At 65.5% G+C, this 26,651-nt stretch carries 25 protein-coding genes and 1 other annotated feature; of the genes, 13 read left to right on the forward strand and 12 right to left on the reverse strand.

Features of this window, described 5'->3' with window-relative positions; genetic code table 11:
* Window positions 1-23: 23 nt before the first annotated feature.
* A complete protein-coding gene (locus C2R25_RS19085) occupies window positions 24-515 on the reverse strand; it encodes an RcnB family protein (protein ID WP_103730697.1) in 492 nt (163 codons plus the stop codon).
* Window positions 516-791: 276 nt separating this feature from the next.
* Between C2R25_RS19085 and C2R25_RS19090 the strand changes: the two genes are divergently transcribed.
* Window positions 792-1,811, forward strand: a complete 1,020-nt coding sequence (locus C2R25_RS19090) for a PhoH family protein (RefSeq protein ID WP_103730698.1) — start codon at window positions 792-794, stop codon at window positions 1,809-1,811.
* A gap of 127 nt (window positions 1,812-1,938) precedes the next feature.
* Here C2R25_RS19090 and C2R25_RS19095 read toward each other — a convergent pair whose 3' ends face one another.
* The 4 genes from C2R25_RS19095 to ybeY all read right to left on the reverse strand — a co-directional run bounded on the left by C2R25_RS19095 (window position 1,939) and on the right by ybeY (window position 5,191).
* Entirely contained in the window at window positions 1,939-2,661 is a 723-nt protein-coding gene (locus tag C2R25_RS19095; RefSeq protein ID WP_103730699.1) for a DUF2059 domain-containing protein, read from the reverse strand.
* A gap of 144 nt (window positions 2,662-2,805) precedes the next feature.
* Window positions 2,806-3,690, reverse strand: a complete 885-nt coding sequence (locus C2R25_RS19100) for a LysR substrate-binding domain-containing protein (protein ID WP_103730700.1) — start codon at window positions 3,688-3,690, stop codon at window positions 2,806-2,808.
* A 51-nt stretch (window positions 3,691-3,741) separates the two neighbouring features.
* Window positions 3,742-4,665, reverse strand: coding sequence for a hemolysin family protein (locus tag C2R25_RS19105; RefSeq protein WP_103730701.1), 924 nt, complete (start codon window positions 4,663-4,665; stop codon window positions 3,742-3,744).
* A gap of 22 nt (window positions 4,666-4,687) precedes the next feature.
* A complete protein-coding gene (gene ybeY / locus C2R25_RS19110) occupies window positions 4,688-5,191 on the reverse strand; it encodes an rRNA maturation RNase YbeY (RefSeq protein ID WP_103730702.1) in 504 nt (167 codons plus the stop codon).
* A gap of 131 nt (window positions 5,192-5,322) precedes the next feature.
* Here ybeY and bioF point away from each other — a divergent pair, with 131 nt between their 5' ends.
* The 6 genes from bioF to C2R25_RS19140 all read left to right on the forward strand — a co-directional run bounded on the left by bioF (window position 5,323) and on the right by C2R25_RS19140 (window position 12,081).
* Window positions 5,323-6,486 carry an 8-amino-7-oxononanoate synthase gene (bioF, locus tag C2R25_RS19115; protein WP_103730703.1) on the forward strand — a complete coding sequence of 388 codons (1,164 nt, stop codon included), beginning with the start codon at window positions 5,323-5,325 and terminating at the stop codon, window positions 6,484-6,486.
* Entirely contained in the window at window positions 6,483-7,112 is a 630-nt protein-coding gene (locus C2R25_RS19120) for an alpha/beta fold hydrolase (protein WP_103730704.1), read from the forward strand. Before bioF ends, C2R25_RS19120 begins: the two co-directional genes overlap by 4 nt.
* On the forward strand, window positions 7,109-7,870 hold the full coding sequence (locus tag C2R25_RS19125) for a methyltransferase domain-containing protein (protein ID WP_103730705.1): 762 nt from the start codon (window positions 7,109-7,111) through the stop codon (window positions 7,868-7,870). The genes C2R25_RS19120 and C2R25_RS19125 overlap by 4 nt, the downstream gene beginning before the upstream one ends.
* 7 nt (window positions 7,871-7,877) lie before the next feature.
* Entirely contained in the window at window positions 7,878-8,510 is a 633-nt protein-coding gene (gene bioD / locus C2R25_RS19130) for a dethiobiotin synthase (RefSeq protein WP_103730706.1), read from the forward strand.
* Window positions 8,507-9,784: an adenosylmethionine--8-amino-7-oxononanoate transaminase gene (locus C2R25_RS19135; RefSeq protein WP_103730707.1), complete on the forward strand. Its 1,278-nt coding sequence runs from the start codon at window positions 8,507-8,509 to the stop codon at window positions 9,782-9,784. Before bioD ends, C2R25_RS19135 begins: the two co-directional genes overlap by 4 nt.
* A 167-nt stretch (window positions 9,785-9,951) precedes the next feature.
* Entirely contained in the window at window positions 9,952-12,081 is a 2,130-nt protein-coding gene (locus C2R25_RS19140; protein WP_103730708.1) for a TonB-dependent siderophore receptor, read from the forward strand.
* A 48-nt stretch (window positions 12,082-12,129) separates the two neighbouring features.
* Here C2R25_RS19140 and C2R25_RS19145 read toward each other — a convergent pair whose 3' ends face one another.
* From C2R25_RS19145 to C2R25_RS19155, 3 genes are all read right to left on the reverse strand, one after another.
* Window positions 12,130-13,167 (reverse strand): hypothetical protein, encoded by a 1,038-nt coding sequence (locus C2R25_RS19145; RefSeq protein WP_103730709.1) that lies wholly within the window; start codon window positions 13,165-13,167, stop codon window positions 12,130-12,132.
* 93 nt (window positions 13,168-13,260) lie between these two features.
* Window positions 13,261-14,091, reverse strand: a complete 831-nt coding sequence (gene map, locus C2R25_RS19150) for a type I methionyl aminopeptidase (protein ID WP_103730710.1) — start codon at window positions 14,089-14,091, stop codon at window positions 13,261-13,263.
* Window positions 14,092-14,129: 38 nt separating this feature from the next.
* Window positions 14,130-14,972: a DUF4163 domain-containing protein gene (locus C2R25_RS19155; protein WP_103730711.1), complete on the reverse strand. Its 843-nt coding sequence runs from the start codon at window positions 14,970-14,972 to the stop codon at window positions 14,130-14,132.
* Between the two features lie 49 nt (window positions 14,973-15,021).
* Between C2R25_RS19155 and C2R25_RS19160 the strand changes: the two genes are divergently transcribed.
* The 6 genes from C2R25_RS19160 (at window position 15,022) to C2R25_RS19185 (ending at window position 20,851) form a co-directional block, all read left to right on the forward strand.
* The gene (locus tag C2R25_RS19160; RefSeq protein ID WP_103730712.1) at window positions 15,022-16,404 is read left to right on the forward strand and encodes a M17 family metallopeptidase; all 1,383 of its coding nucleotides are present in this window, start codon (window positions 15,022-15,024) and stop codon (window positions 16,402-16,404) included.
* Window positions 16,405-16,498: 94 nt separating this feature from the next.
* On the forward strand, window positions 16,499-16,861 hold the full coding sequence (locus C2R25_RS19165) for an SH3 domain-containing protein (protein WP_369825724.1): 363 nt from the start codon (window positions 16,499-16,501) through the stop codon (window positions 16,859-16,861).
* Window positions 16,858-17,781 carry an N-acetyl-gamma-glutamyl-phosphate reductase gene (gene argC, locus C2R25_RS19170; RefSeq protein WP_103730713.1) on the forward strand — a complete coding sequence of 308 codons (924 nt, stop codon included), beginning with the start codon at window positions 16,858-16,860 and terminating at the stop codon, window positions 17,779-17,781. The genes C2R25_RS19165 and argC overlap by 4 nt, the downstream gene beginning before the upstream one ends.
* Before the next feature lie 390 nt (window positions 17,782-18,171).
* Complete coding sequence (locus C2R25_RS19175) at window positions 18,172-18,510, forward strand: P-II family nitrogen regulator (protein WP_021233466.1); 339 nt, start codon at window positions 18,172-18,174, stop codon at window positions 18,508-18,510.
* A gap of 115 nt (window positions 18,511-18,625) precedes the next feature.
* Window positions 18,626-20,035 (forward strand): type I glutamate--ammonia ligase, encoded by a 1,410-nt coding sequence (glnA, locus tag C2R25_RS19180; protein ID WP_103730714.1) that lies wholly within the window; start codon window positions 18,626-18,628, stop codon window positions 20,033-20,035.
* A gap of 231 nt (window positions 20,036-20,266) precedes the next feature.
* A complete protein-coding gene (locus C2R25_RS19185; RefSeq protein ID WP_103730715.1) occupies window positions 20,267-20,851 on the forward strand; it encodes a lysozyme in 585 nt (194 codons plus the stop codon).
* Window positions 20,852-20,899: 48 nt separating this feature from the next.
* On the opposite strand, the gene C2R25_RS19190 is transcribed toward C2R25_RS19185, so the two are convergent.
* The 4 genes from C2R25_RS19190 to C2R25_RS19210 form a co-directional block, all read right to left on the reverse strand.
* On the reverse strand, window positions 20,900-22,390 hold the full coding sequence (locus tag C2R25_RS19190) for a SulP family inorganic anion transporter (protein WP_103730716.1): 1,491 nt from the start codon (window positions 22,388-22,390) through the stop codon (window positions 20,900-20,902).
* Between the two features lie 73 nt (window positions 22,391-22,463).
* Window positions 22,464-22,520 (reverse strand) — a sequence feature (sul1 is cis-regulatory element that is thought to sense ions involved in sulfur or methionine metabolism; They are found in Alphaproteobacteria).
* A 1,027-nt stretch (window positions 22,521-23,547) separates the two neighbouring features.
* A complete protein-coding gene (locus C2R25_RS19200) occupies window positions 23,548-24,045 on the reverse strand; it encodes a GNAT family N-acetyltransferase (RefSeq protein ID WP_103730718.1) in 498 nt (165 codons plus the stop codon).
* A gap of 304 nt (window positions 24,046-24,349) precedes the next feature.
* Window positions 24,350-25,183: an arginyltransferase gene (locus tag C2R25_RS19205; protein ID WP_103730719.1), complete on the reverse strand. Its 834-nt coding sequence runs from the start codon at window positions 25,181-25,183 to the stop codon at window positions 24,350-24,352.
* Between the two features lie 210 nt (window positions 25,184-25,393).
* Window positions 25,394-26,650 (reverse strand): threonine ammonia-lyase, encoded by a 1,257-nt coding sequence (locus C2R25_RS19210; protein ID WP_103730720.1) that lies wholly within the window; start codon window positions 26,648-26,650, stop codon window positions 25,394-25,396.
* Between the last annotated feature and the right edge of the window lies 1 nt (window position 26,651).

The raw sequence follows: 26,651 nt of genomic DNA on the forward strand, positions 1-26,651 counted from the left end.
CGTTCGGGAAGGAAGGCGATCTCTTACCAGAAGAAGCCGTTGTAGACCTGAACCACACGGCCGTTGCGCGGGTTCACCATCACCACGTCGTTGTTGTAGCGCACCCAGCGGTGGCCGGCGCGGGGTGCGGGCAGCCTGTAGCGCGCATAATCACGCACCCAGTAGCGGTCGCCATAGTAAGCGGGCTCGAAGCGGTAACCGGCCGAGACCGGACGATAGGCATAGCCACGCGGGCCTACATAGGCCGAGCGCTTGAACGCCTGGCGGTTGCTACGCCGGTAGTCGCGCCAGTCCTCGCGCAGCTCCTGGCGGGAGTCACGCAGGTCCCGGCGCGCGTCGCGCACGTCGCGGCGATCGCCATAGCGCTGTGCCTCACGCAGATCGCGCTGGTCGCGGCGCACGTCCCGCGAGCTTTCGCGCACCTCGCGGGCGCTCTGGGCAGAGGCCATGGTCGGAACGGCGATCGTGGGCAGTGCGACGCTTGCTGCCAGAGCAATCATAAACACCTTGCGCATCGTCATTCTCCTTGTCTTTCGTGTTGCAAAGCCACTGGGGCCTTCTGAATTGAAACTGCCCGCCCGCTCCTGAATGCGTGAGGAACATAGCTTGCAGGGAGCGGTCATAAGTGTCGCGGCACCGTTACAGTTGCCGACAAGGAAAGAACCAAGAGCAAAATCGGCGGCTTATCCCCGGCGAAGCGCATGAAATCTTTCGTTCGGCATCTTGCAGCCGCACCCGCGCGGAGCCATCTTCGGATCAGGACGAGAAAGCATCTCGCACGAAAGGAGCGCATGGCCCGAAAAGCAGCCCGTGCCGGAGATCCGGCGCAATTCCGCCCCGAACACCAACGTCGGGCGCGTGTCGAACTGGATTTCGATGAACCCGTGCTGCTGGGGGCCGTCTTCGGCCAGTTCGACGCCAATCTCGTGCAGATCGAGAACCGGCTGGGCGTCTACATCTCGGCACGCGGCAACAAGATCCAGATCGAAGGCCCGGATGAAGCCGTGGCACGCGCCCGCGACACGCTGAAAGGCATGTATCACCGCCTGGAAATGGGACAGGATCTCGACTCCGGCGTCATCGAATCGCTGATCGCGATGTCTTCCGAACCCACGCTGGAAGGCATCATCACCGGGGATGCAGGCGCGCCCCCCATCATGATCCGCACCCGCCGCAAGACCATCGTGCCGCGCTCCGCGACGCAGATCGATTACATGCGCCAACTGGCGAAGTCCGACGTGATCTTCGCGCTGGGTCCTGCAGGCACCGGCAAGACCTACGTGGCGGTGGCGCAGGCCGTCAGCCAGCTCATGACCGGGTCCGTCCAGCGCCTGATCCTCTCGCGTCCGGCGGTCGAAGCCGGGGAGAAGCTGGGCTTCCTGCCGGGCGACATGAAGGACAAGGTCGATCCCTACCTGCGCCCGCTCTACGACGCGCTGTACGATTGCATGCCGCCCGAGCAGGTGGAGCGCAGGCTGGCGAACGGTGAAATCGAGATTGCGCCGATCGCCTTCATGCGAGGGCGCACGCTGGCCGACGCCTTCGTCATCCTCGACGAAGCGCAGAACACCACGCGCGAACAGATGAAGATGTTCCTCACTCGCTTTGGCCAGAACAGCCGGATGGTCGTCTGTGGTGACCCGCGTCAGGTGGACATCCCCGGCGGCGACCGCCACTCAGGCCTCGCCGACGCGGTCTCGCGGCTGGAGGGCGTGGAAGGCATAGCGGTCACCCGCTTCACGGCGGCGGACGTGGTGCGCCACCCCATCGTCGGACGCATCGTCGAGGCTTACGAAGGGCCGACAGAGTAAGATCCCGGCCGCCGGGCCTTCGACACGCTCAGGGTGAGCGGATCGAAGGCCTCCGGGAAACCGGGCGACATCACGCCTTCCCCGCTCATCCTGCGTGTCGAAGGATGATGGCGCGCCCTGCCCAGCGTTACTCCGCCGCCTTCTTCGCCTCGCCCTCCTCCAGATCCTTGCGCGAAATGCCGAGCAGGGCGGCCAGCTTATCCCTCTCGGCGTTCGTCAGGTCCGCGTACTTGCGCGGCTCCGGGAGACTGGCGGTGGCGGCCTTCACCTTCTCGATGACGGCGGGCATTTCCTTCATCAGCCGGGGCACCAGCCCCTGCATCTTGCTCATGACTTCGGGCGACATCATGACGATGTAGGAATCCGCCGCATAGGCCCTGCCGGTGGGCGTAGCAAAGAAAGCGTTCATCTCCTGCAGCTGCTTCGTGTCGAACCGTCCCGCATAGGCGCTGGCCAGACCCTCGCGGATGTCGGGCTCGAATTGGGTCATCAGATCCATCATGTCCGTCATCATGGTGCGGTTGGTAAGTTGCATGCGCTGCTTGAAGGCGGGGTCGTAGATGTCCATGATCTGCGCCATGGTGCCGCTGCCCAGCTTGGAGGTATCGACGCCCCCGATCCCCGCAAGGTCCTTGAGCGGCATCTGCATCATCGAATCCATGACGGAATCCATCATCTTGTCCATGGTGCCGTTCATGATCCGCCCGTAAGTGCCGAGCGGGAACACGTAGTCGACCGTCTGCTTCGCAGCAGCAAGGCGCGCCGGATCGTTGGCGGGGGCAGGATCGGCCGCGAGGACAGGCGAAGCGGACGCCAGCAAAGCGGCGCAGGCGGTGAGGACGAAACGCATTTCAGGATTCTCCCATGGGTCGCACGAGCGGGACGCCACGGGGCATATCCCGTTCGCCGCATGGGAAAAACGAAAATGACGGTTGGTCGCGGCCCGTCAGGCAATCACCGGCTACGCGAAGTTCTCAACACGGGCAGCGGGCCGTCAAAGCCCGGCTTGCAGAAGCCACTCGTGGAAGATGCGCACCGGGCGTGATTCCAGCGACTTCGGGCGGCAGACGAACCAGTAGCGGTACGGGCTTTCCACATCGATGTCGTAGAGACGCGCCAGCCGCGGGTCGTGCGCGCGGCGGAAGTGGTCATCGTGCATGATGGCGATGCCCAGCCCCTGCGCGGCAGCTTCCAGGATAATCTGGCCGGAATCGAACCGGTCGACCGACGCGGGATCGAGATCGGGCAGATCGATCGCCTTTTTCCATGCATCGAGGCTGTCCGGCAGGTCCTGGTGAATCAGGAACGTCTGCCGCGAAAGCTTCGCCTCGTCAGGCACCGGCCCCAGTTCCTCCGCAAGCTCGACGGAGGTGATCGCGTAGACCTTGTTGTGGTCAAGCTGGATGCGATAGTACTGCGGGTCCGGTTCCTTGGCGAGGATGATAGCCGCGTCGAGCGTGTCCCCGACCCGGTCCTCCAGGTGCGTTCCCGTGTCGATGTCGATGTGCAGGCGCGGGTGCAGCTTGCGCAGTTCGGGCAAGCGCGGAAACAGGCGCTGGCCACCGAACAGCGAAGGAACGCCCAGATGCAGGCGCAGCACCTGCCCGCGATCGATCTGCGCCTCCACCGCTTCGGCGAGATCCTCCAACTTGGGCGCGATCGCGGTGTAGAACGCCTGTCCCTCTTCCGTCAGCTTCATGGCCTGGTGCTGGCGGGTGAAGAGCCGCTTGCCCGTGAAGTCCTCCAGCGCGGCAACGCGGCGCGACAGCGCTGACGGGCTCAGGGCGAGTTCGTTCGCGGCCGCCTTGGCCGAACCAAGGCGCACGACACGCACAAACGCTTCGAGCGCACGAAGGGGGGGTAATCGGCGTACTGGCAATTGACGTTCTTTTCGCTCACTAATGATGCTGCGGAGAAACGGCGGTGAGGATTACTCCGCCTCTCCCTCCAACTCTTCCACCGGCGGATGCAGGCGCAACCGGGTCACGCGCCGCTCATCGCCGTCCGTCACCTCGATGCGCCAGCCGCTGCCGTGATCCAGAACCGTGCCGACTTCCGGCACCTGCCCAGCCAGCACGAAGGCGAGGCCGCCCAGAGTGTCGACCGATTCCTCCACCTCGGCAAGCCGCGGATCGATCCGCTCGGCCACCTCGTCGAGTTCCGCTCGAGCATCGGCGTCCCACATCCCCTCTTCGATTGCAACCAGCAATTCCTCCGGCGCATCGTCGTGTTCGTCCTCGATGCTGCCGACGATTTCCTCGACGAGATCCTCGATGGTGATGATGCCATCGGTGCCGGTGTATTCGTCTATCACGACCGCGAGGTGCGTACGCTGTGCCCGCATGTCCGCCAGCACGTCAAGCGCGCCGCGCGATTGCGGCACGTAGAGCGGCTGGCGCAGCAGCGCGGTCCAGTCCTCGGGAGCGGGCATGCCGCGCGCCAGCAGCGGGAACACGTCCTTGATGTGGATCATGCCCTTGATCGCGTCCAGCGTCTCGCCATAGACGGGCATGCGGCTGTGCCCATGCTCGGCGAAAGCCTCCACCACTTCCGCCCAGCTGGCCGAGGCCGGGATGGCCACGATCTCGCTGCGCGGGATGGCGACATCGTCCGCATCATGCTCGCTGAAGTGAAGGAGGTTGCGCAGCATCTGCCGCTCTATCGGCGAGAGATCGCCCTTAGCCGCGGATCCTTCCTCGGCATCGCCCTCGTGTTCGTTGATGACTTCCTCAAGCTGGGCGCGCAGGGACTGGTCGCCCTCTGCATGAAAAAGCCGCTTGAAAGCACGCCAAAGCGTGTTTGTACTGTCCCCTTCTCCGGACCCGGAGTCGGCGTGCCGGCCATTGTCGGCCATCGTTCGGTGTTATCCCTGCTGCCTACGTGCGGTCCCCATATGGGTCGGGAATGCCGAGAATCGCAAGGGCTTTCGTTTCGATTGCCTCCATTGCCTCGGCATCGTCATCCGAAATCTCATGGTCATGCCCCGCCAGATGAAGCAGGCCATGAATGATGAGGTGGCTGGCGTGATGCTCCACCGGCACGCCCTTTTCCGTGGCTTCGCGCGCGCAGGTTTCCCCCGCGAGCGCCAGGTCGCCGAGCATCTCCGGCGGTCCGTCCGGCGCCAGCGACAGCAGGTCCTCGCGCTGCAGCATGGGGAAGGACAGCACATTGGTCGGCTTGTCCTTCGCCCGCCATTCGCGGTTCAGGACGTGGACTTCGGCGTCGCTGGTGAACAGCAGGCTTGCGGTCAGGCGCGGATTGTCCAGTTCCGGCGCAACCTGGCCCAGCGCCTCCAGCGCGGCTTCAGCCAGATCGGCCCAGTCGGTCCCTGCCGTGCCCAGCCCGTTCCAGGGTTCCTCGATGTCGATGTCAAAGTCCATGCGCCCGCCTTACCGCTGCGGCCGCTGCGGGTCGAGCGCCTTGCGTGCGGCACGGCTGAGTTGCGCCCGACGCCGTGCGTTGGGCGCTGCCCGCCATTGTGCCGGGCGCCCGCTTGCCATACCGGGCCGGCATGAGCAGGATCGATTCCCACCTGGAGGCGGCACTGGCGCGTGTAGAGCGTGCCGGGCAGCGCCGCGTCCTGCGGCCCACCGCGCTGCTGCCCGGCGGCCGTGTGCAGCGGGGCGCGCGCACCATGCTCGACTTCTCCAGCAATGACTATCTCGGCCTTGCGCGGCACCCGCTGCTGGCCGACCGCGCCGCGCATTGGGCGGCGCGGGATGGTTCGGGCTCCGGCGCATCCCGCCTCGTGACCGGCACGAGCGAAGGGCACCTGGCGCTCGAACGGCGCATCGCGGCCTTCAAGCACTGCGAGGCCGCACTCCTCTTCGCGAGCGGATGGCAGGCCAACGCCGCCGTCATCCCGGCCCTGCTGGCGGCCCTTCCCGGCGCGGCTGTCTTCACCGATCGCCTGATCCATGCCAGCATGCACGCGGGTGTCGCCATGGCCGGCATCCGCCAGCACCGCTTCCGGCACAACGATCTCGATCACCTCGAAGCCCTGCTTGCGGAGAAAGGAGCCGGGGCGTCGTCACGGCTGATCCTGACAGAGAGCGTCTTCTCAATGGACGGTGATCGTGCCGATGTCGCCCGCCTCGCCGCGATCGCCGAGCGGCACGACGCCGCTCTCTTCATCGACGAGGCGCATGCAACAGGCGTGCTGGGCCCGCAGGGCCGCGGCCTCTCGGCGCTGGTCCCTGGGCGGGTCGACATCGTGATGGGCACCTTCAGCAAGGCGCTGGGCGGCTTCGGCGCCTACGTCGCGGGATCGCAGGTGCTGATCGACTACCTCGTCAATGCGGCAAGCGGCTTCATCTTCACCACTGCGCCCCCGCCGGCCGTGCTGGGGGCCATCGATGCCGCCCTGGACCTGATGCCGGCCATGGACGCGCAGCGCGCGCACCTTGCCGGGCTGGCGAATCGCCTCCGCGCGGGGCTCTCGCGGCTGGGGTATGACCATGGCGCCTCCTCGACCCAGATCGTGCCGATCATGATCGGCCCCGAAGAGAAGGCCATGGCCCTGTCCACGCGGCTGGAGGAGGCCGGATTCCTGGCAGCGGCGATCCGGCCGCCGACGGTTCCACCCGGAACCAGCCGGCTGCGCCTCGCCTTGCGGGCCGGCCATTCGGTAGAGGACGTGGACGCCCTTCTCGCGGCGATCGAGGCGCATTCGTGAAGCTGCTCTTTGCGCATGGCTGGGGTTTCGATCGGCACTTCTGGGCACCGCTTGCCGCTCTGCTGCCGGAATGGGACCACGCCATCGACGACCGCGGGTACTTCGGCGAGCCGTGCGAACCTCTCCTCGAGGGGCCGTGCCTTGCGGTGACGCACTCCTTCGGAACCATGCGCGTTCTGGCCGCGCTCCCGGCGGGATTGGTGGGGATTGTCGCCATCAACGGCTTCGAGCGCTTTACGGCGCTGCCGGGACGCGCGGGTGTCCCGACCCGCGTGCTGGACCGGATGCTGCGGCGCTTCGAGAACGATCCCATAGGCGTGCTGAACGACTTCCACGCCAACTGCGGCAGCGCCCGGCGGTTCACCGAAGGGGACGCGGCCACGCTCGACACGCAAGCGCTCCACGGCGACCTGCTGCGCCTGCGGGATGCCGCGCCGCCGCTTCCGGAAGTGCCGGTGCTGCTGCTTCACGGCGGACAGGACCCGCTCCTGCCCCCGGCAGCGCGTGCGACCGGCTTCGCCGGGGCCGAGCTCAGCCGCATCGAGTATGGGGCAGCCGGCCACCTCCTGCCGCTCCAGTTCCCCCAGCTCTGCGCTACCGCCATACGCGGGATGATCGGGGCGTGAGCCGGCGCGACCAGATCCGCAACGCCTTCGCCGCCGCTCCCGACTACGACGGCAAGGCTCGTGTGCAGCGCGACATCGCGCAAGCCCTGGCAAAGCGGATCGCCACTCTCGACCTGCCCTCCTGTCCGCGTGTCCTTGAGGTAGGTTGCGGCACCGGCTTCCTCACCGGCGCCCTTGCGGCCGAAGGCATCGGGGGCGAATGGCTGGTCACCGACATCGCTGACGAGATGGTCGCGCGCTGCCGGGCCCGGATGGAGGATGGCGACGGTCGGCGCACGCTGCGCTTCGCGACGCTTGACGGCGAACACGGTACGCCGAAGGGTGGCCCCTTCGACCTCATCTGTTCCAGCCTTGCCGCGCAGTGGTTTGACGATCCCCCGGCCGCGCTGTGCCGCATGACCGGCTGGCTGGCGCCGGGCGGCCACCTCGTGGTGGCGACGCTGGGCAGCGGGAGCTTTCGCGAATGGCGCGCCGCCCATGAAGCGGAAGGCGCCCTGCCCGGAACGCCCGCCTTCCTGCCGGTGGAGCGTTTTGCCGCCCTCGACCCGGCAATGCTGATCGTGGAGGAACACCGGGAGCGCCACGCCGACCCGCGCGCCTTTCTGCGCGCGGTGAAGGCCATAGGCGCAGGAACGGCAGCGCCGTCCCACCGGCCGCTCTCGCCCGCGCAACTACGCCGCGTGATGGACCGTTTCGCCCGCAGCGGGTGCGAAGTGACGTACGAGGTGGTGACCTGTCATCTGCACCGCGCTAGGTGATGGCGCCATGACTACCCGCCCGATCATCGTCACCGGCACCGACACTGGTATCGGCAAGACCATCTTCGCCGCCGCCCTGACGGGCGCCCTCGGATCGCACTACTGGAAGCCGGTTCAGGCCGGTATCGAGGAGGAAGGCTCCGACGCCGAGCGCGTGGCTCATCTGGCCGGCATCCCGCGCGACCGCGTGCTCCCGGAGGCCTACAGCCTCGCCACGCCCTGCTCCCCGCACCGCGCCGCAGAGATCGACGGGGTTTCCATCGATCCCGCACGCCTTGCGCTTCCGGACGTCGGTGGGCCACTTATCGTGGAGGGCGCCGGCGGCGTTCTCGTGCCGATCTCCCGGCAGGAAACCTACGCCGACCAGTTCGCCCGCTGGGGCGCCCGGGTGGTGCTGGTGGCGCGCACGTCGCTGGGCACGATCAACCACAGCCTGCTGTCGATCGAGGCGCTGCGCGCGCGCGGTGTGGCCATCCTCGGCGTCGCGTTCGTAGGGGATGCCATGGAGGACAGCGAGGCGACGATCTGCACGATGGGCGCAGTGCGGCGCCTCGGCCGCTTGCCTCACCTGGATCCGCTCACGCCCGCGACCCTGCGCGATGCCTTTGCCGCCCGCTTCCGCGTGGCGGACTTCGCATGATTCCGCCCGGATCCCCGACCTCATCCTCCCCCGTCTGGCATCCCTTCACCCAGCACGGCCTTCGCGAACAGATCCCCCTCGTCACGCACGCAGAGGGGGCGCTTCTCCATACGGCTGAAGGCCGCAGCGTCATCGACGCGATCTCGTCCTGGTGGGTAACCACGCATGGGCATTGCCATCCGCCCATCATGGCGGCCGTCGCCGAGCAGGCGAAGCGCCTTGATCAGCTTATCTTCGCGGGCTGGACGCACGAGCCTGCCGAAACCGTAGCGCGCGAACTGACAGCTATCATGCCGCCCGAACTGACGCGCGTGTTCTTCTCTGACTCCGGCTCAACCGCGGTGGAAGTCGCGCTGAAGATGGCGCTGGGCTACTGGCATGCACGGGGAGAGGCGCGGCACCGGATCGTGGTGATGGAGCATTCCTACCACGGGGACACCATCGGGGCGATGTCCATCGGCGCACGCGGCGTGTTCAACCGCGCCTACGAACCGCTGCTGTTCGATGTGGGCCGCATCCCCTTCCCGGCCGAGGGCGCCGAACAGGACACGCTCGATGCCCTCGACGCGCTCTGCGCAGCCGGCGACGTGGCGGCCCTCATCATCGAGCCTCTCATCCTGGGCGCCGGCGGCATGCTGGTCTACAGCCCAGAGACGCTCCGGGCGATGCACGCGATCTGCGCGAAGCACGGCGTCCTGTTCATCGCCGACGAGGTCATGACCGGCTGGGGCCGCACCGGGACGCTTCTCGCCTGCGAACAGGCGGGCATCGTGCCTGACGTCCTCTGCCTCTCGAAGGGGCTGACCGGGGGCGCGCTGCCGCTGGCGGTGACGATGGCGACGGAGCCCATCTTCGCCGCTCACTGGTCGAGTGACCGCGCCCGGATGTTCTTCCACTCCTCCAGCTACACGGCGAACCCGATCGCCTGTGCGGCGGCTGCGGCCAACCTGCGTATCTGGCGCGAGGAGCCGGTGCGCGACCGGATCGGAAGCCTGGCCTTCGACCAGTCCGCCCGGCTGGACGCGCTCTGCCGCGCAGCGCCGGTCGACAACCGCCGCACGTTGGGCACCATCGCCGCCTTCGACCTGCGCACCGATGGAGAGACCGGGTACATGAACACGCTTGCGCCCGATCTCATGGCCTTTTTCCGGGAGCGCGATGTCCTGCTCCGCCCGCTTGGCAACACAATCTACGTGATGCCTCCCTACTGCATCACGCAGGCGCAACTCGATCAGGTCTGGCAGGCGATAGCGGAAGCTGTAACCACCTTCTGAACGCATTCCCCGATCTAGACGGCGGCGTGGCGGCATACCGGCACGTCGCTTCACGGCCCTTTCCCGAAAATGTGTCCGTGCCGCCGCCTTTTCTTATTGCGAATGCTTCTCACTCCTATTAGCAGCCCCGCTCGCATAGAGTTAACGCTGACGGCTGGGGGCCAGATATGAAGAAGATTGCACTGTTCGCAGGTTGCGCAGGGGCCGTAGTAGCCGTTCCGGCTGCGGCACAGGACGCGAATACCGGCAATGGCGACCCGATCGTCGTCACCGGCCGCTATACCCTGCCGGACAAGATCGACACGGCAACCGGCCTTGGCCTTTCGATTCAGGAGACGCCCCAGTCGGTCAGCATCATGACCGCTCAGCGCATCGTCGACCAGAACCTGATCACCATCAAGGACGTGATCCAGAACGCGGTGGGCGTTTCGGTCAACGAGTTCGACGACGTGCGCAACAACTTCTACGCCCGAGGCTTTCAGATCCGCAACACCCAGGTCGACGGGGTGCCGGCCGCATGGACGCTGGCGGGAGGCAACGGCGAGACGAGCATCGACGTATCGATCTACGAGCGCGTCGAGATCGTCCGTGGCGCGACCGGCCTCCTCTCGGGTGCGGGCGATCCGTCCGCCTCGGTCAACCTCGTGCGCAAGCATGCCGACGCCACTGATCTGACCGGCTACGTCAACGCCAGCATCGGCAGCTGGGACACCTGGCGCCTTTCCGCCGACATCGGCGGTGCACTCACCTCGGATGGACGCGTGCGCGCCCGTGTGGTCGGCCGATACGAGGAAGGCGAGTACTTCATGGACATCCAGGACCGCAAGAAATGGGTCCTGTACGGCGTCGTGGAGGCGGATCTCACCGAATCTACGCTGGTGCGCGCCGGAATCAGCCATCAGGACACCAAGCCCAAAGGCGCAACCTGGGGCGCACTGCCGACCTTCTACACCGACGGCACTCTCACTGACCTGCCGCGCTCGCAGACGACCGCAGCCGATTGGACGTACTGGAACTCGACCAACCAGAACATCTACGCCACCCTCAGCCAGGATATCGGGGACAGGTGGAATCTGACGGCCAACTACAACCGCCTGCGCAACACCGGCGACACGCAGTTGCTCTACCTCTACGGCGGCGTCGACAAGGCAACGGGGACGATGGACGGGACAAACCCGTACAAGTCAAAGAGCGACAGCGTCCAGAACAGCATCGATGCGCAGCTGAAGGGCCAGGTCGACCTGTTCGGCCGCGAGCACGAGATCGTGCTCGGTGTGCTCCACAGCGTGCTCAAGCGCCACACCGACAATTTCGAGGCGCCCCTCCCCTGGCTCACCGACATCCCGGTGCTCGGCCGGGAGGGCGTCCCCTATCCCGAGCCGGTGTGGGGCACCACGCCGAAGCGCAACGAACAGGAGCGCATCGAACAGACCGGCTACTACGGCGCGGTGCGCCTGAACGTGGCCGATCCCTTCAAGATCATCGTCGGCGGCCGCGTGGCCAGCTGGAATCAGCGCGGTTTCGCGTGGAGCGGGCCGAGCGACTATGGCGACGACAACGTCTTCATCCCCTATCTCGGAGCGCTTTACGATCTTGCGCCCAACCACCGCGTCTATGCCAGCTACACGAAGATCTTCCAGCCGCAGAACTATTACGATCGCGAACAGCGCCTGCTCGACCCACTCGACGGGGACGCGCTGGAAATCGGGCTGAAGAGCAGCTTCTTCAACGAGGCGTTGCAGACTGCGGTGGCGCTGTTCCGCATCGAGCAAGACAACGTGGGTCAGGTGGACGGTCCCGAGATCATCGTCGACGGCCAGCTCTTCCAGCCCTATCGCGCGGCACAAGGGGTCGTCAGCAAGGGCTTCGAAGTGGAAGTCACCGGCCAGCCGATGCCGGGCTGGAACGTCAACGCCAGCTACAGCCAGTTCAAGGCCGAGGACGAGAACGACGTGGCTGCCAACACCGACCAGCCGCGCAAGCTGCTCAAGATATTCACCACTTACGATTTGACCGGCACCCTTGATGGCCTGACCATCGGCGGCGGCGTGAACTACCGCAGCAAGGCCTACTCGGACGGCACCAACCCGACGACGGGCGCGGCCTTCCGCTTCCAGCAGGACGGCTACGCGCTCGTCAGCCTGATGGCGCGCTACAATGTGACCGACTCGCTGCAGATCCAGGGCAACCTCGATAACCTGCTCGACAAGAAGTACTACAGCCAGGCGGGTTCGTTCAGCCAGTACCGCTACGGGGCGCCGCGCAACTTCACGATAGCGGCGAACTACCGCTTCTGAGGGCGCCTGCGGGGGATGGCGGGCGCTGCGCCCGGCGTCCCCCGTCGCTTAAAGGTCCATTACGCTCGGCTTGCTGGACCGTTCGATCATGCCCGTGGTGCGTTCCCCGCCCCAGCTGTAGAAGGCATGGCTCTGCTGCACGATGGGCCAGTCCTTCGGCCAGTCCGGCGGGAGCACGTGCCCACCGCGCGAGCGCACGTTGACGAAAGTTTTCCCGGCAATCGCGATCCGGCGCCCGTCGACCGTCTCCAGCATGCAGGAGACATCCTCACCACCGGTCGCCAGCCGCTGCAGCCACGGGATCACCAGCGGCCTGGCGCCGATGCGCACGCCATTCTCGATGATCCAGCCCTCCGAGTAACTCGCCGGCTCCCCCTCGCGCGGAGGGTAGGAATTGAAGCCGAAGGCGCGGCCGCTGGGGAAGATGGCTGATTGCCAGCAATGCCCCCAGAAGCCAGCGAAGGCCCGGAAGCCGGTCCGCCGGATGCGCAGTCCGTTGCCACGGAACGCACGCTCCTCGCCGTCGATCGCGAGAGTGCCGGTACAGCGGAACAGCTGCTCGTAGCGCGGACTCATGTAATCGCCCTGCCTGCCGCCCAGCGCTTCAGCCGCCTCAGGCAGGATCGTGCCCGGCTCCCAGGGAACAGCGGCCATCTCCATGTCGATGTCGAAGGATACCGCACTCCAGGCGGTTTCCTCGAAGTCAGGATTGTCGAGGATCTCTTGCGCGCTCGTGCGCGCCACCGGGCCGTCGAAGGTCACCTGCCAGCGCCGGAACGGCTCCACGCATTCGAACCGGACGGGGCCGGTGCCGCGAATGGTCGGCTGGCCGTCGGGGCCGTAGGCAGGATGGGTTTGACCGGCGGCCCGCGAAGACCAGAGCCGACCGTCCGCAAAGGCGATATCCAGCCACAGCTCATGCCGGTCCCACTGCGCGCCCACCGCTTCGATGCCGACGCGCATGCCGAAGAGGCCGTTCTCCTCCTCGATCCACACGTTCACCGCATCGCGGATACCGTCGTCAGGTTTTTCCGCCACCACGTGTTCGCGGCCAGCCGAAAGGCCGCCGGACAAGTCCTGCGCCATAGCTCTCCCTCCTCTTCTGGAGAGGCGAGGCTGTCATGACGGCAGGCCCGGGTCACGCGCGGAGGCGTGCGCCCGGGCGATTAGTGACGGCTGTCAGGCGTAAGGAGGCTTGTGCAGGCCGCCCGGGCTCAGCGTGAAGATCTCGCAGCCATCCTCGGTAATGCCGATCGAGTGTTCGAACTGCGCCGAGAGCGACTTGTCGCGCGTCACCGCCGTCCAGCCGTCGTTGAGCAGCTTCACGGGCGGCTTGCCGAGATTGATCATCGGTTCGATCGTGAAGAACATGCCCGGCTTGAGGAGCGGCCCGGTTCCGGGGCGCCCGGCGTGGACCACTTCCGGCGCGTCATGGAACAGACGACCGAGCCCGTGTCCGCAGAATTCACGGACAACGCCATAACGGTGCGATTCGGCATAAGCCTGAATGGCCGCCCCGATGTCACCCACACGGTTGCCGGGTCTGGCCTGCTCTATGCCGATCATCAGGCATTCGTACGTCACGTCGACCAGGCGGCGCGCCTTCAGGGGCACGTCGCCCACGAGGTACATGCGGCTCGAATCGCCGTGCCATCCGTCCAGCAGCGGGGTCACATCGATGTTGACGATGTCCCCGTCCTTCAGCGTCTTCTCCGAAGGAATGCCGTGACACACGACGTGATTGATCGAGATGCAGCACGAATGTGCGTAGCCGCGGTAGCCGAGCGTGGCAGGGACGGCGCCGCCGGCGAGGGTCATTTCCCGCACCCGGTCGTCGATAGCGGCGGTGGTGACGCCCGGCTGCACCATGGGTGCGATCTCGTCGAGGATCTTCGCGGCGAGCGCGCCCGCGCGGCGCATCCCCTCGAAGCCGTCGGGGCCGTGCAGCTTGATGGTACCGTCGCGCAGGAGGGCTTCCTGGCCGGGCTCTACGATCTGGTATTCGGTCATGCCGCCTTACATAGCGTATCCCGGCCGGAATTGCGAGATCACGGCGCCACGGAAAACGCGCTGCGGAATTGCGGCTTCACCGCGGCCAGCACCGTCCGTGTCACCGGCAAGGTCACCTCGTAGCTGCCCTCCGCGTAGGGTCCCGCCTCGTAGGGGCCGACGAGCAGGCCGATGCGATCGAACGTCCGCCTGTTCGAGGATCCCAGGATCAGCGTCTGCTCGGCCGGGTTGATGCACTCGTCGAACATCGCGCCGCTGTCGCGACGCACCGGCTCGCCCCGGCGCTTTGCGCGTTCCTTGTCGAGGGCGTCGCAGAAGGGCTTTTGCACCGCCGAACGCAGCGCTTCGGCGCTGGTGAAAAGATCCTTCGGCTTGCGTGAGATGCCCGCGCTTCGATCCCACAGCAGCGAATCGGACACGGTCATGCCATGGGCTCCGCCCGTATAGCCGTACTGGGTGGAAGAAAGAGAGAGCCAGCCGGGAACATCGGCCACCACCTTCCACTCGATCTCGCGCGCGTGCGGCCGGAAGGGGAAGCCTTCCTTCTCCGCGTCGGCCTTCTCGCTACGGGTGGCGGAGACGAGATCGGCCTTCTCCTCCTCCAGCCTGCGGTCGAACAGGGCGCGAAGGTCGGGTATGGCGGCCGCCGCGTCCGGGTAGGCGTAGGAGAACGTGTACATCTCGTTCTCCTCCTTCACCGTGCGCCCCTTGGCCGGTGCCGGGGCCGAAGGCGCGGCACTCGCGACCGGCTCGGTTGCAGCCGCCCCGGGGCCCTCTGCCGCAGGGATGGTCGAACCGCCCGGCGGAGCGTCAGCGGGGCCCGGGCCACCGCACGCAGCCACCAGCAGGGCCAGACCTGCGACCCAAGACCTGTCACGCATCAAATTTCCTCTCGCTCTCACCCGCCGGCAAAGGCTAGAGAATCACGCCATGAGCGACAAGAACGCATTGATCCAGCCCGACCGCGGCGAAAAGGCCATCGCCATCCACCTCGTCGACAAGCAGGGGCTGGAGGATTTCCTCAAGGGCCTGAGCGCCGGCCAACGCGCGGCGCTCGAAGCCAGCCGCTTCGACGGCAGCGGCTATGAATTCGCGATCATGCCGGATGGGGATGGCTGGGCCGTGGTTGCCGGAGTCGCAGACACCAACGCACTCAGCAGCTGGTGCATGGCCAAGCTCGCGGAGAAGCTTCCGGCGGGCACCTACCGCCGCGTCGGAGGCGAACCGGGACCGGCCGCATTCGGCTGGATCACCGGGCAGTACAGCTTCGACCGCTACAAGAGCGAACCGGAAGAGGAAGGCCCGCGCATCCTCCTGACCGGTGAACCCGCCCAGATCGATGCGCTCACCGGCGAAGCCGAAGCCGTGATGCTGGTGCGCGACCTCGTCAACACCCCGGCCGAGGACATGGGCCCCGCCCAGCTCGAAGCCGAGGCGGAAAACCTCCACCGTTCCTTCCGCGCCGAAATCCGCGTCACGCGCGGCGACGTTCTGGAGCGCGACTTCCCGATGGTCCACGCCGTCGGGCGCGCGGCCGCACGGTCCCACGCGCCCCGGCTCATCGAGCTCGAATGGGGCGATGCCAGCCATCCGCGCATCGCGATCGTGGGCAAGGGGGTCTGCTTTGATTCGGGCGGTCTGGACATCAAGCCGGGCGCGGGGATGCTCCTGATGAAGAAAGACATGGGCGGTGCCGCTCATGCCCTGGCGCTGGCGCGGCTGATCATGGCCGCGAACCTGCCCGTGCGCCTCCACCTGCTGGTCCCGGCGGTGGAGAACGCCATCGCCGGTAACGCCTTTCGCCCCGGCGACGTCCTGCGCAGCCGCGCCGGGCTTTCAGTGGAGATCGGCAACACCGATGCGGAGGGGCGGCTGATCCTTGCCGATGCCCTCACCCGCGCCGGCGAGGACAAGCCTGAACTGGTGATCGACTTCGCGACGCTCACGGGCGCCGCGCGCGTGGCCGTCGGTCCGGACCTGCCCGCCCTGTTCACGCGCGAGGACGCGACAGCAGAAGCCCTGCTTTCCGCCGGTCGCGCTGTGGACGATCCCTGCTGGCGCCTGCCCCTTTTCGAAGGATATCGGGAATACCTCAAGTCCGACATCGCGGACATCAACAACGCGGGTTCCAGCGGCTTCGCAGGCGCCAGCACGGCAGCGCTGTTCCTCGACCGCTTCGTGCCCAAGGACATAGAGTGGGCTCACTTCGACACTTTCGCATGGCGGCCGGCTGCGAAGCCGGGACGGCCCAAGGGGGGCGACGCCCTGGGCCTGCGCGCCGCCTGGCACATGCTCCGGCAGCGCTACGGATGAGGGGGAGCACGGCTGCGGCCGAACTTGCGAAAACCGCGTTCCTCGGCTAGGCGCGCCCCTCTTTGCCCTTGGAGAAGTACCCGCGTTGGCCACTGTGGATTCGTTTGACCGCCCCCTGGTGCCGGAAGGCATGCTCGCCATGACCGGGCCGAGCGTGAGCGCGGATCCCGGCTGCCTTCCCGTCCGGGGCGACCTTGCCCACATCAAGCTGGCGGGCCGCTACTTCGTGCCCCATTACGCCGTGCCCATGGCGCGAACCCTGCGCGCGGGAGCGGTCCTGCGCACGCTTGGCCGGACCGACGCGCAAGAGGTTGCCGCGCCTGCCGCAGGTGAGCGCTTCAACGTCCTCGACATCGCAGGCGACTGGTCGTGGGGCCAGCTCGGCGAAGATGGCCCGGTGGGCTATGTCGCCCTGTCGGACCTCGAAGACATCCCCGCACAGGAGCACGCCGGATGAGCGTCAGCGTCTTCATTGACGGCGCCGCCGGCACCACCGGCCTCGAAATCGCCGAACGCCTGGCGGGCCGGGCCGAGTTCGACCTCGTCATCCTCGACGACGAGCGCCGCAAGGATGACGATGCACGCGCCGAAGCATTGAACGACGCCGATTTCGTCATCCTGTGCCTGCCGGACGATGCCGCGAAAGCCGCCGTCGGCATGATCCGCAACGAGCGGACACGGGTGATCGATGCCTCCTCCGCTCACCGCGTTGCTTCCGGCTGGACGTACGGGTTCCCGGAGATCGTCGGCCGCGACGCCGTCGCCGCGGCGCGTTTCGTCAGCAACCCGGGCTGCTATCCCACCGGTTTCATCGGTCTCGTCGCGCCGCTCGTACGCGCCGGACTGCTGCCAGCCGAATGGCCCTATGTCTGCCATGCGGTGTCGGGCTACTCAGGCGGCGGCAAGGCGCTGATCAGCCGCTTCGAAGCCGATCGCGACATTGCGTTTCGTGCCTATGGCCTCGCGCTCGGGCACAAGCATGTGCCGGAAATGAAGGCTCTCGCCGGGCTGGCGCACGATCCGCTCTTCGCCCCTGCTGTGGTGCCTGCGCATCGCGGCATGCTGGTTGAAGTGCCGCTCCATCTTTCGATGATGAGCGGGGCGGGAGCGCCCGACGCCCTGCGCCGCGCTCTGGCCGACTTCTACGCCGGCAGCATGGTCGTCAAGGTCGAGGACGATCGCCCGGACGAACTGCTGCTGCGCGCCTCCATGGAGCCGGTCGACACGCTCACGCTTCGCGTCCTTGGCGCCGCAGACGGCAGCCAGGCTCGCCTTGTCGCGATGCTCGACAACCTCGGCAAAGGCGCCAGCGGTGCGGCCGTCCAGAACCTCAACATCATGGCCGATCTCGACGAAACGGCCGGTCTGCGCCTCTAGGCCTAGTCCCGAATACCGCTCGCCTTCCTATCCCGAGGAACGGGAAGGCAGACGTGCGCGCTGCAGCCGCGGCCCCGCTTCGCTGCCCGCGGCGGGTGCCGGCCCTGCTTGGTTTGACGGCAGAAAAGACCGCTTGCACAATTATAAGGCACTACTTGCCTATTTTCTGGACACAACCTTCCACGAACCCACCGCATCGAATGCGACAGATTGTTCGTTGACCGGGCAAATCGCCCAATTCCGGTCTTTCCGCGGCCTCCCACTCGTCCTATCAGTAGCGCGACCGCATTGGCACGATTCTTGATGGGAATCGCGCGCGAGGCTTCTGGTTCCCGGACCGGTGACCTCTACAAGGAAAGTCCGGGTGCAAGTGCAGGGGTCCAGGCAGGCGTGAAGAAGATCGAAGCCATCATCAAGCCGTTCAAACTCGATGAAGTTAAGGAAGCGCTCCACGAAGTGGGCGTGTCAGGCATCACCGTCACCGAGGCGAAGGGCTTCGGACGCCAGAAGGGCCACACAGAACTTTATCGTGGCGCAGAATACGTCGTCGACTTCCTGCCGAAGGTGAAGCTGGAAGTTGTCGTCCCCGATGCCTTGGCCGAACGCGTCGTCGAAGCGATCGCGGACGCGGCGCAGACCGGCCGCATCGGCGACGGCAAGATTTTCGTCGTTCCCATCGAAACCGCCGTGCGCATCCGCACGGGTGAGCGGGACGACGACGCACTGTAACGCCGGCCACAGCCGATGAGGACGCGCGCTGGCAGGGGTGCCGGCCGCATTCCTGCAACACGATCAACCTAATCCTCTTTCGGGATCGGAAGAGTAACGCTGGAGAACGAAGAAAATGGCTAGTGCAAAGGACGTCCTGAAGAAGATCAAGGACGAGGAGATCGAATGGGTCGATCTTCGCTTCACGGACCCCAAGGGCAAGTGGCAGCACCTGACCATGGTCTCGTCGGTTCTCGGCGAAGATGAGCTGGAAGACGGCCTCATGTTCGACGGTTCGTCGATCGAGGGCTGGAAGGCCATCAACGAATCGGACATGATCCTCAAGCCCGACCTCGGCGCCGTCTACACCGATCCGTTCTCGGCCACCCCGATGCTGATCCTGTTCTGCGACGTCGTCGAACCCTCGACCGGCGAACTCTACGCCCGCGACCCGCGTTCGACCGCGAAGCGCGCGGAAGCCTTCGTGAAGTCGGCCGGCTTCGGCGACACCGTCTACGTCGGCCCCGAAGCCGAATTCTTCATGTTCGACGACGTGAAGTTCTACGACGGCTACGACGGCAACGGCTTCAAGATCGACGACATCGAGCTGCCGGGCAACTCCGATAAGTCGTACGACACGGGCAACCTGGGCCACCGCCCGCGCGCCAAGGGCGGCTACTTCCCCGTCGCTCCGGTGGACTCGGCCGTCGACATCCGTGGCGAAATGGTGTCGACCATGCTTGAAATGGGCCTGCCCTGCGACAAGCACCACCACGAAGTCGCCGCGGCCCAGCACGAGCTCGGCCTGACCTTCGGTACGCTGGTGCAGACCGCCGACCGCATGCAGATCTACAAGTATGTCGTGCACATGGTCGCACAGGCATACGGCAAGACCGCAACCTTCATGCCCAAGCCGATCATGAAGGACAACGGTTCGGGCATGCACACGCACATCTCGATCTGGGAAGGCGGCAAGCCGCTCTTCGCCGGTAACGGATATGCCGGCCTGTCGGACACCTGCCTGTACTTCATCGGCGGCGTCATCAAGCACGCCAAGGCCCTCAACGCCTTCACCAACCCGACCACCAACAGCTACAAGCGCCTGGTGCCGGGCTACGAAGCACCGGTTCTGCTGGCTTACTCGGCCCGCAACCGCTCGGCCTCCTGCCGTATTCCGTACGGCGCCGGCGAGAAGGCGAAGCGCGTGGAATTCCGCTTCCCCGACGCTATGGCCAACCCGTACCTGTGCTACGCCTCGATCCTGATGGCCGGCCTCGACGGCATCAAGAACAAGATCCATCCGGGCGAAGCGATGGACAAGAACCTGTACGACCTGCCGCCGGCCGAACTGGCCGAAGTGCCGACCGTCTGCGGTTCACTGCGTGAAGCTCTGGACAGCCTTCAGGCCGATCACGCCTTCCTCCTTGAAGGCGGCGTGTTCACCGAAGACCAGATCGAAGCGTACCTCGAACTCAAGTGGCCCGAAGTGCTGCGCTGGGAAACCACGCCGTCGGCGGTCGAGTTCGACATGTACTACAGCGCCTGATCCACGGACAGGCGGCGACCTGTTCGCCGAGAGGCGGCGTCCGGAGCGATCCGGGCGCCCCTTTCGTTTGACGTTTTCACTTTCCTACACGATCCCGGCGGGGGTATCTGTTGTTTCCCCCCGTGGCGGCCCTGCGGCACGCACGCCGCCTCGTTTCCAAAGCCCGAATACACGTCACGCAGGCCCTCTGCGCGCCATCGCGCGCGCCCGGCTGCAGCGAAAGGAACAGCCATGGATCGCAAACCCATTTTCGACCAGGTCCGCAGCACGCTGGGCCGCGCCTTCTCTCAACCCGAGGTCGACGCTCTCGACGCGGCGATCGACGCCGCCATCGAAGAAGGCACGCCCTCGCTGCGAGCGCTGGGCCCAGCCGGCACGGCGCTGATCAAGACCTGGGAAGGTTGCGAGAAGCGGCTGAAGGACGGCACCTTCGAGGCTTACCCCGACCCCGGCAGCGCGGATGGTCGCCCCTGGACGATCGGCTGGGGCTCGACAGGCCCGGACATCCGGCCTGGCCTGATCTGGACACAGGCGCAATGCGATGCCCGGTTCGAACGCGACATCGCCGCCTACGTGCGCGAGGTGGCGGAGTTCCTGAGCGCCTCCCCCACCAGCGCCAACCAGTTCGACGCGCTCGTCTCGTTTCATTACAACACGCGCGCCATCCGCCGCTCGACACTGGGCGCGCTGCACAAGGCCGGCCGCTTCGCGGAGGCCCGCGCGGAGTTCGGCCGGTGGATTCACAACAACAGCAAACCCATGAAAGGCCTTCAGAACCGCCGCCGGGAAGAGGCGGAACTCTACGGAACAGCCTGACCTTCCCGCAAGCGATCACGCTGCCGGCACAGCGCGATCACGGCCTTGTCAGTGCGGCACCGCACCGGTTTCCACGCCGGTCTTGTCATGAAGCGCGAAGCGGTCGACGATGTCCGCGCTCGCGCGGTTGTAGCCGATCACGTCCACGCTGCGACCTTCGCGCCGCAGACGATCGACGATGCGGTCCAGCGCGCCGACGCCCGAAATATCCCAGAAATGCGCGCCGGAGACATCGATGCGGACATGGTGGGCGCTGTCCTCCGCCTGAAAGGCGCGGGTGAAACGCTCGACCGAGGCGAAGAAGATCTGCCCGCTCACGCGGTAGATTGCGGTGTCTCCCTCGGCGATGCGCTCGACCGAGAACATGCGCTGTACCTTCCCGGCGAAAAAGATCCCGGAGAGCAGCACGCCCGCGAGGACCCCCAGCGACAGATCGCGCGTGGCGACCACGACGGCCACGGTCACGATCATGACGATGGACGAGGTCGGTGGGTGGCGGCGCAAGTTGGCGATAGACGCCCAACTGAAGGTACCGATGGAGACCATCACCATCACCGCCACCAGCGCCGGCATCGGCACCCGCCCCACGAAAGGACCGAGCACCGCAAGCAGGAACAGCAGGAACGCGCCCGCTACAAAGGTGGAAAGACGCCCGCGCCCCCCGGAGGTCACGTTGATGACGGACTGGCCGATCATGGCGCAGCCACCCATGCCGCCGAACAGCGCCGAAACGACGTTGGCGCCGCCCTGCCCCATGCACTCACGCTGCTTGTCGCTGTCGGTGTCGGTCATGTCGTCCACGATCTGCGCGGTCAGGAGCGATTCCAGCAGGCCGACCGCAGCCATCGTCAGGGAGTACGGCGCGATGATCCGCAAGGTTTCAAACGTCAGCGGCACCTGCGGAAGCGCCAGGCTCGGCAGGCCTTCCGGCAGCTTGCCCATGTCGCCCACGGTGTTCACCGGCAGTCCCAGGCTCAGGCTGATCGCGGTGAGGAGGACGATAGCCACGAGCGGCGACGGCACGGCCTTGGTAACACGCGGGAAGAGGTAGATCACGGCCAGGCCCCCGGCCACCATGGCGTACGTGTGCCAGCTGACGTCGGTGAGCTGGGGGATCTGGGCCATGAAGATGAGGATGGCCAGAGCGTTAACGAACCCGGTAATGACTGAGCGCGACACGAACTGCATCACGAGGTGGAGCCGCGCCAGCCCCGCCAGGATCTGGAACAGGCCCATGAGGATGGTGGCGGCGAAGAGATACTCGACGCCGTGGTCACGAACGAGCGGCCCGATCAGCACCGCCACTGCGGCGGTGGCGGCGGATATCATGCCGGGGCGCCCGCCGATCAGCGAGATGGTCATCGCGATGGCGACCGAGGCATAGAGACCGACCCGGGGATCGACGCCGGCGATGATCGAAAACCCGATCGCTTCGGGAATCAGGGCCAGGGCAACAACGATGCCGGCCAGAAAGTCGGCGCGCGCGGCCGCAGCATCGCTGAACCACTGCCGCCGGTAGCGGGTGAGAGTGTCTGACATAGAATTTTCCGACAAGAAGGCGTGTCGCCGGCATGAACGGCACAGCTGCGTGCTGCGCTGCAGATCATGCCTGTGTTGTCCGGCGGATCGGCGGCCGGAATAGCCACCCGGATTTGCACCGGGATCCTTGCGAATGGCGGCCTCTTAGCGGAAGCTGCGGGACCTGCGCAAGTGGGAGTATCCGCAACGCCCTCTCATCAGCGCGTGGATAAGTCGGCGTTCACGATGACCGAGACGGGTGGAAAGCGGACATCAGCGATAAACGCAATGATGTTGGACTTAATTTCTGAGCGGCGACCTCGGGGGCGTGACAGTGTTCATCTCGCAAGGCTCCATTTGTGTTTCCGCGATACGCTGAGCTTGTCCGAACATAGTATTAACAGTCTCGCCTGATGGGTAATTTAGAAAGCTCGTCGAAAGAACCTCGCCAGCTTCGCTCTGACGCTGAATTTCATACCGTCCTCCACTTTGAAGCAGCATTAGCTGATCATCATGATAAGTGAAGTTGGGCTTGTCCTTCACCCATTGAGCCGCTCGATACTCGATGCTTGCGTGCATCTGCGGGTAGTCAGATCGTTGGGGATGCAAACGATAAGTACTGGTCGTCCAAGCCCCGCCAGTAACGCGCCAACGAAGACGTTGGACTGTGTCCGGGGACGCCTCTGCGATAAGGTACTGTGACCGGATTGTGAGGCCAGCAGGTCGAAAACCTCCCTCATAGAACTCATATCCGACACTGAACTCGGTGCTTCCGTCTTCGCTAGTGGTAACCATCGGAAAGTAGGTTGGAGGTATGGACTTGTCGTCAGTTTGGAACAGCATGGCGCTGACCTTGGTATTTCCGCTAACAGCGTCTCCGCGACCGCAAAAACTATTAGCCCACGCCTGCGTCGAGGGCAGGAAAACTACCACTATCAAAAGTTTTCGAAGCATAAACTTCCCCCAATATTATGTCCTTGCTATCGAATTGCTGCTTCCATTGGAAGAGCGCAATCCTGCGCAGGAATGTGCGTCCGGAGCGTCAGCAATTGGGCGCTTGAAGTCCGTTCGGATATTGGCGTGAGAGGGTGATTAGCAGTCAGTCCGCAGGCGCGCAGAGGCGCGGTGAAAATTGATGTCGGTGGAGGCGGGTTACACGGTGGCCCGCCTCCTGAATGTTAGCAAGCGCCAAAAGCCGCGTGGTACGCGATCTCGCCCGTTGGATCACTGCCGCCAAAAGTGAGTCGCATGAAATATTCTGGTGGCGCGTCCGGATATCGCAGACCGGGATCATTCTCGAACCCAAAGCGACGATAATAGCCGGGATTTCCGAGGAGTACGCACCCTGCTGCACCTTGCGCGCGCAGTTCGTCGAGACCTTGCCGGATCAGGGCACCCCCAATGCCACGGCCCTGCAGGTCTGGCCGGACCGATACCGGCCCCAGCCCGAACCATTTGCGATTTTCGCCGTCGATCGTGACCGGCGAGAATGCCACGTGGCCGATGATCTCATCCCCTTCCGCGGCAACCAGCGAAATCGTTAACGCCCCTGCATCACGCAAGGCTGCAATGATGGCCGGCTCCGTTTGATTGCTATGTTCCACCAAGGCAAAAGCGTCAGCGGTAACCTGTTTGATCGCGTCGCGATCCTGCTCTTGTTCTTGTCGTATCATCATGATCGAACTTCCTTGGCAATTGTCTAGCTGCGCGTGCAGGGAGCACCGGTCGAAATACGAACGCGGTAGGGCTGCATGATGTGGACTCGGTCAGCCGCCCGCGTGCCAGCTTGCTGAAAACAGCCAGCGTACAGTCTGACAGGCCATGGCCCTCGCGGGGTAAAGCAGAAGACATCTGCTGTCGGACCCCGTGTCATGGCGATACCTGATGAGTTCGCCTTGAGCTAAGGGCGGAGTGTCCGAACGAGGCCGTTTGCCGACGGGCAGCTAGTTTTCCGCTTGCAGGCGACGCTCGTGCCGCGACCTACCTCTTGGCCACAGCAGGCATCCCGTCCTTGGACCCGGTGACGTTCTCCCGGGAGTCCTGGCCGGCGGCGGCTGCCGCGATCAGGCGGCTATGTTGAGCGGCATCGATCCGTTCCCATCCCGCGCGCCCCAGCTTCTCCATCGGGCGATAACGTACCTTGTACTGCATCCGCGCCGAGCCTTCGACCCAATAGCCCAGATAGACATAGCTGAGGCCCATATCCTCCGCCCGCTGGATGTGGTCGAGGATGATGTAGTTGCCGAGGCCCTGCCGCGCGCTGTGCGGATCGTAGAAGGAGTAGATCATCGAGAGGCCGTCGCACTGCCGGTCGGTCAGGCACGCGCCGACCAGACGCCCGGGCGTGGTGCCGTCGATCGAGGGTTCGCGGTATTCGATGACGTAGGTGGTGACCGGCGTGTGCTCCACCATGTCGGCAAAATCGACCTCGTCCATGCTGGTCATACCACCTTCCGGGTGGCGCACGGCAAGGTAGCGCTGCAACAGATCGAACTGTTCGCTGGTCGACCACGGACGGCAGACGGTCGTCACCAGATCCGCGTGCTCCTGCAGCGTCCGTTTCTGGGTGCGGGACGGCTGGAATTCGTTGGCCACGACGCGGACGGAGACGCAGGCACTGCAGTCGATGCAGGAGGGCCGGTACGCAACCGTCTGGCTGCGCCGGAACCCGATGCGGCCGAGCGCGTCGTTCAGCGAATCGGCGTGCGGCCCCTTCAGTTCCGTGAAGACCTTGCGTTCGCTACGCCCCGGCAGATACGGGCACGGCGCCGGGCTCGTCACGAAAAAGCGCGGGAATCGAACGGGTGCCGTCACCGAACTGTGTCATCCTTTAGCTTGGGGCCGGCGCAGTGTCCGTCTCGTCGGGTAAATATGCATCCCCGATCAGCGTCATGCGAGTCCTTTAGCAACAAAAACCGACCATCCGACGCCTGATTCCCACCGCTACGGCCCTATCCGGCGCAGCCGTGCCATTTCGGGGCATCGGAATCCCGGCCGGCATGGGCACGGGTCTTCTGGTCGTACTTACTCCGTCTCGACCAGCTTCACCTCGTAGCCCTCGCGCCGCAAGGCGGAGACGAGCGCTTCGAGTTGCTGCTTGTCCCGGGCCTCGCACTCGATTTCGGTGACAAGGCCCTTGGCAGGCAGGTGCGTGAAGATGCGCTGGTGAAAGACCTCGATGATGTTCACGTTGTGCTCGTGGAACACCTTGGCCACCTTGAACAGGGCACCGGCGCGATCCTGCAGGCCGATGCGCAAGCGGGCGAGGCGGCCGGATCGCGCAAGATCGCGCAGGAGGACATTGGCCAGCAGCCGGGTGTCGATGTTGCCCCCAGACAGCACCATGCCGATCCTGCGGCCGGCGAAGAGTTCGCGGTTGTTGATGACAGCGGCCAGACCGGTAGCGCCGGCGCCTTCGACCAGTGTCTTCTCGATCTGCAGGAGCAGCGCCAGCGCACTTTCGATCTGCGATTCGCTGACGAGCAGGAATTCGTCCAGCAGCGGGCGCAGCACCTTCGAGGTGAACAGGCCGGGCGCGATCACGGCGATGCCTTCCGCCAGCGTATCGCCGCCGATAGGCAGGTTCGTGCCCTTGAGCAGGTTATACATCGAGGGATAAAGCTGCGCCTCAACGCCGATCAGCCGGATAGCGGGGTTGATGTCCCGCGCGATCGTGCCCATGCCCGAGGCGAGGCCGCCGCCGCCGACCGGCAGGACCAGCGTGTCGAGATCCGGCACGTCCTCCAGCATTTCCAGAGCGACGGTTCCCTGACCCGCGGCGACATGCGGATCGTCGAAGGGATGGATGAAGGTGAGGCCCAGCTCCGTTTCGAGCTTGCGGGCGTGGGCGTAAGCCTCATCGAAGCTCTCGCCCTCCAGCACGACATTCCCGCCCACGCTCTCAGTCTGCATGACCTTCACCGTCGGCGTGGTCTTGGGCATGACGATCGTCACCGGAACGCCCAGGCGCGTGCCGTGGTAGCTCAGGCCCTGTGCGTGGTTGCCCGCCGACGCCGCGATGACGCCACGCGCCTTGCGCTCCTCCGGCAGCTGCATCAGGGCGTTGAGCGCGCCGCGCTCCTTGTAGGCGGCGGTGAACTGCAGGTTCTCAAACTTCAGCCACACCTCTGCGCCCGTGATCGCGCTGAGAGTGGCGCTGTACGCGGTGGGCGTGCGCACGACCTTGCCCGAAATTCGCTCGGCCGCCGCGCGTACGTCGGCTGCGGTCAGCGGGGCGTCGTCGACGGCCGCGGGAGCGATGTTGAGCAGAGTCTGGTCCATA

The organism is Novosphingobium sp. HII-3 (genome assembly GCF_002916655.1).
Lineage (GTDB): Bacteria > Pseudomonadota > Alphaproteobacteria > Sphingomonadales > Sphingomonadaceae > Novosphingobium > Novosphingobium panipatense.

Excerpts from the sequence above, each read along its gene's own strand:
- C2R25_RS19085 (WP_103730697.1), bottom strand. The coding sequence starts at position 515 with ATGCGCAAGGTGTTTATGATTGCTCTGGCAGCAAGCGTCGCACTGCCC.
- C2R25_RS19090 (WP_103730698.1), top strand. The coding sequence starts at position 792 with ATGGCCCGAAAAGCAGCCCGTGCCGGAGATCCGGCGCAATTCCGCCCC.
- C2R25_RS19095 (WP_103730699.1), bottom strand. The coding sequence starts at position 2,661 with ATGCGTTTCGTCCTCACCGCCTGCGCCGCTTTGCTGGCGTCCGCTTCG.
- C2R25_RS19105 (WP_103730701.1), bottom strand. The coding sequence starts at position 4,665 with ATGGCCGACAATGGCCGGCACGCCGACTCCGGGTCCGGAGAAGGGGAC.
- ybeY (WP_103730702.1), bottom strand. The coding sequence starts at position 5,191 with ATGGACTTTGACATCGACATCGAGGAACCCTGGAACGGGCTGGGCACG.
- bioF (WP_103730703.1), top strand. The coding sequence starts at position 5,323 with ATGAGCAGGATCGATTCCCACCTGGAGGCGGCACTGGCGCGTGTAGAG.
- bioD (WP_103730706.1), top strand. The coding sequence starts at position 7,878 with ATGACTACCCGCCCGATCATCGTCACCGGCACCGACACTGGTATCGGC.
- C2R25_RS19135 (WP_103730707.1), top strand. The coding sequence starts at position 8,507 with ATGATTCCGCCCGGATCCCCGACCTCATCCTCCCCCGTCTGGCATCCC.
- C2R25_RS19140 (WP_103730708.1), top strand. The coding sequence starts at position 9,952 with ATGAAGAAGATTGCACTGTTCGCAGGTTGCGCAGGGGCCGTAGTAGCC.
- C2R25_RS19145 (WP_103730709.1), bottom strand. The coding sequence starts at position 13,167 with ATGGCGCAGGACTTGTCCGGCGGCCTTTCGGCTGGCCGCGAACACGTG.
- map (WP_103730710.1), bottom strand. The coding sequence starts at position 14,091 with ATGACCGAATACCAGATCGTAGAGCCCGGCCAGGAAGCCCTCCTGCGC.
- C2R25_RS19155 (WP_103730711.1), bottom strand. The coding sequence starts at position 14,972 with ATGCGTGACAGGTCTTGGGTCGCAGGTCTGGCCCTGCTGGTGGCTGCG.
- C2R25_RS19160 (WP_103730712.1), top strand. The coding sequence starts at position 15,022 with ATGAGCGACAAGAACGCATTGATCCAGCCCGACCGCGGCGAAAAGGCC.
- argC (WP_103730713.1), top strand. The coding sequence starts at position 16,858 with ATGAGCGTCAGCGTCTTCATTGACGGCGCCGCCGGCACCACCGGCCTC.
- glnA (WP_103730714.1), top strand. The coding sequence starts at position 18,626 with ATGGCTAGTGCAAAGGACGTCCTGAAGAAGATCAAGGACGAGGAGATC.
- C2R25_RS19185 (WP_103730715.1), top strand. The coding sequence starts at position 20,267 with ATGGATCGCAAACCCATTTTCGACCAGGTCCGCAGCACGCTGGGCCGC.
- C2R25_RS19190 (WP_103730716.1), bottom strand. The coding sequence starts at position 22,390 with ATGTCAGACACTCTCACCCGCTACCGGCGGCAGTGGTTCAGCGATGCT.
- C2R25_RS19200 (WP_103730718.1), bottom strand. The coding sequence starts at position 24,045 with ATGATGATACGACAAGAACAAGAGCAGGATCGCGACGCGATCAAACAG.
- C2R25_RS19210 (WP_103730720.1), bottom strand. The coding sequence starts at position 26,650 with ATGGACCAGACTCTGCTCAACATCGCTCCCGCGGCCGTCGACGACGCC.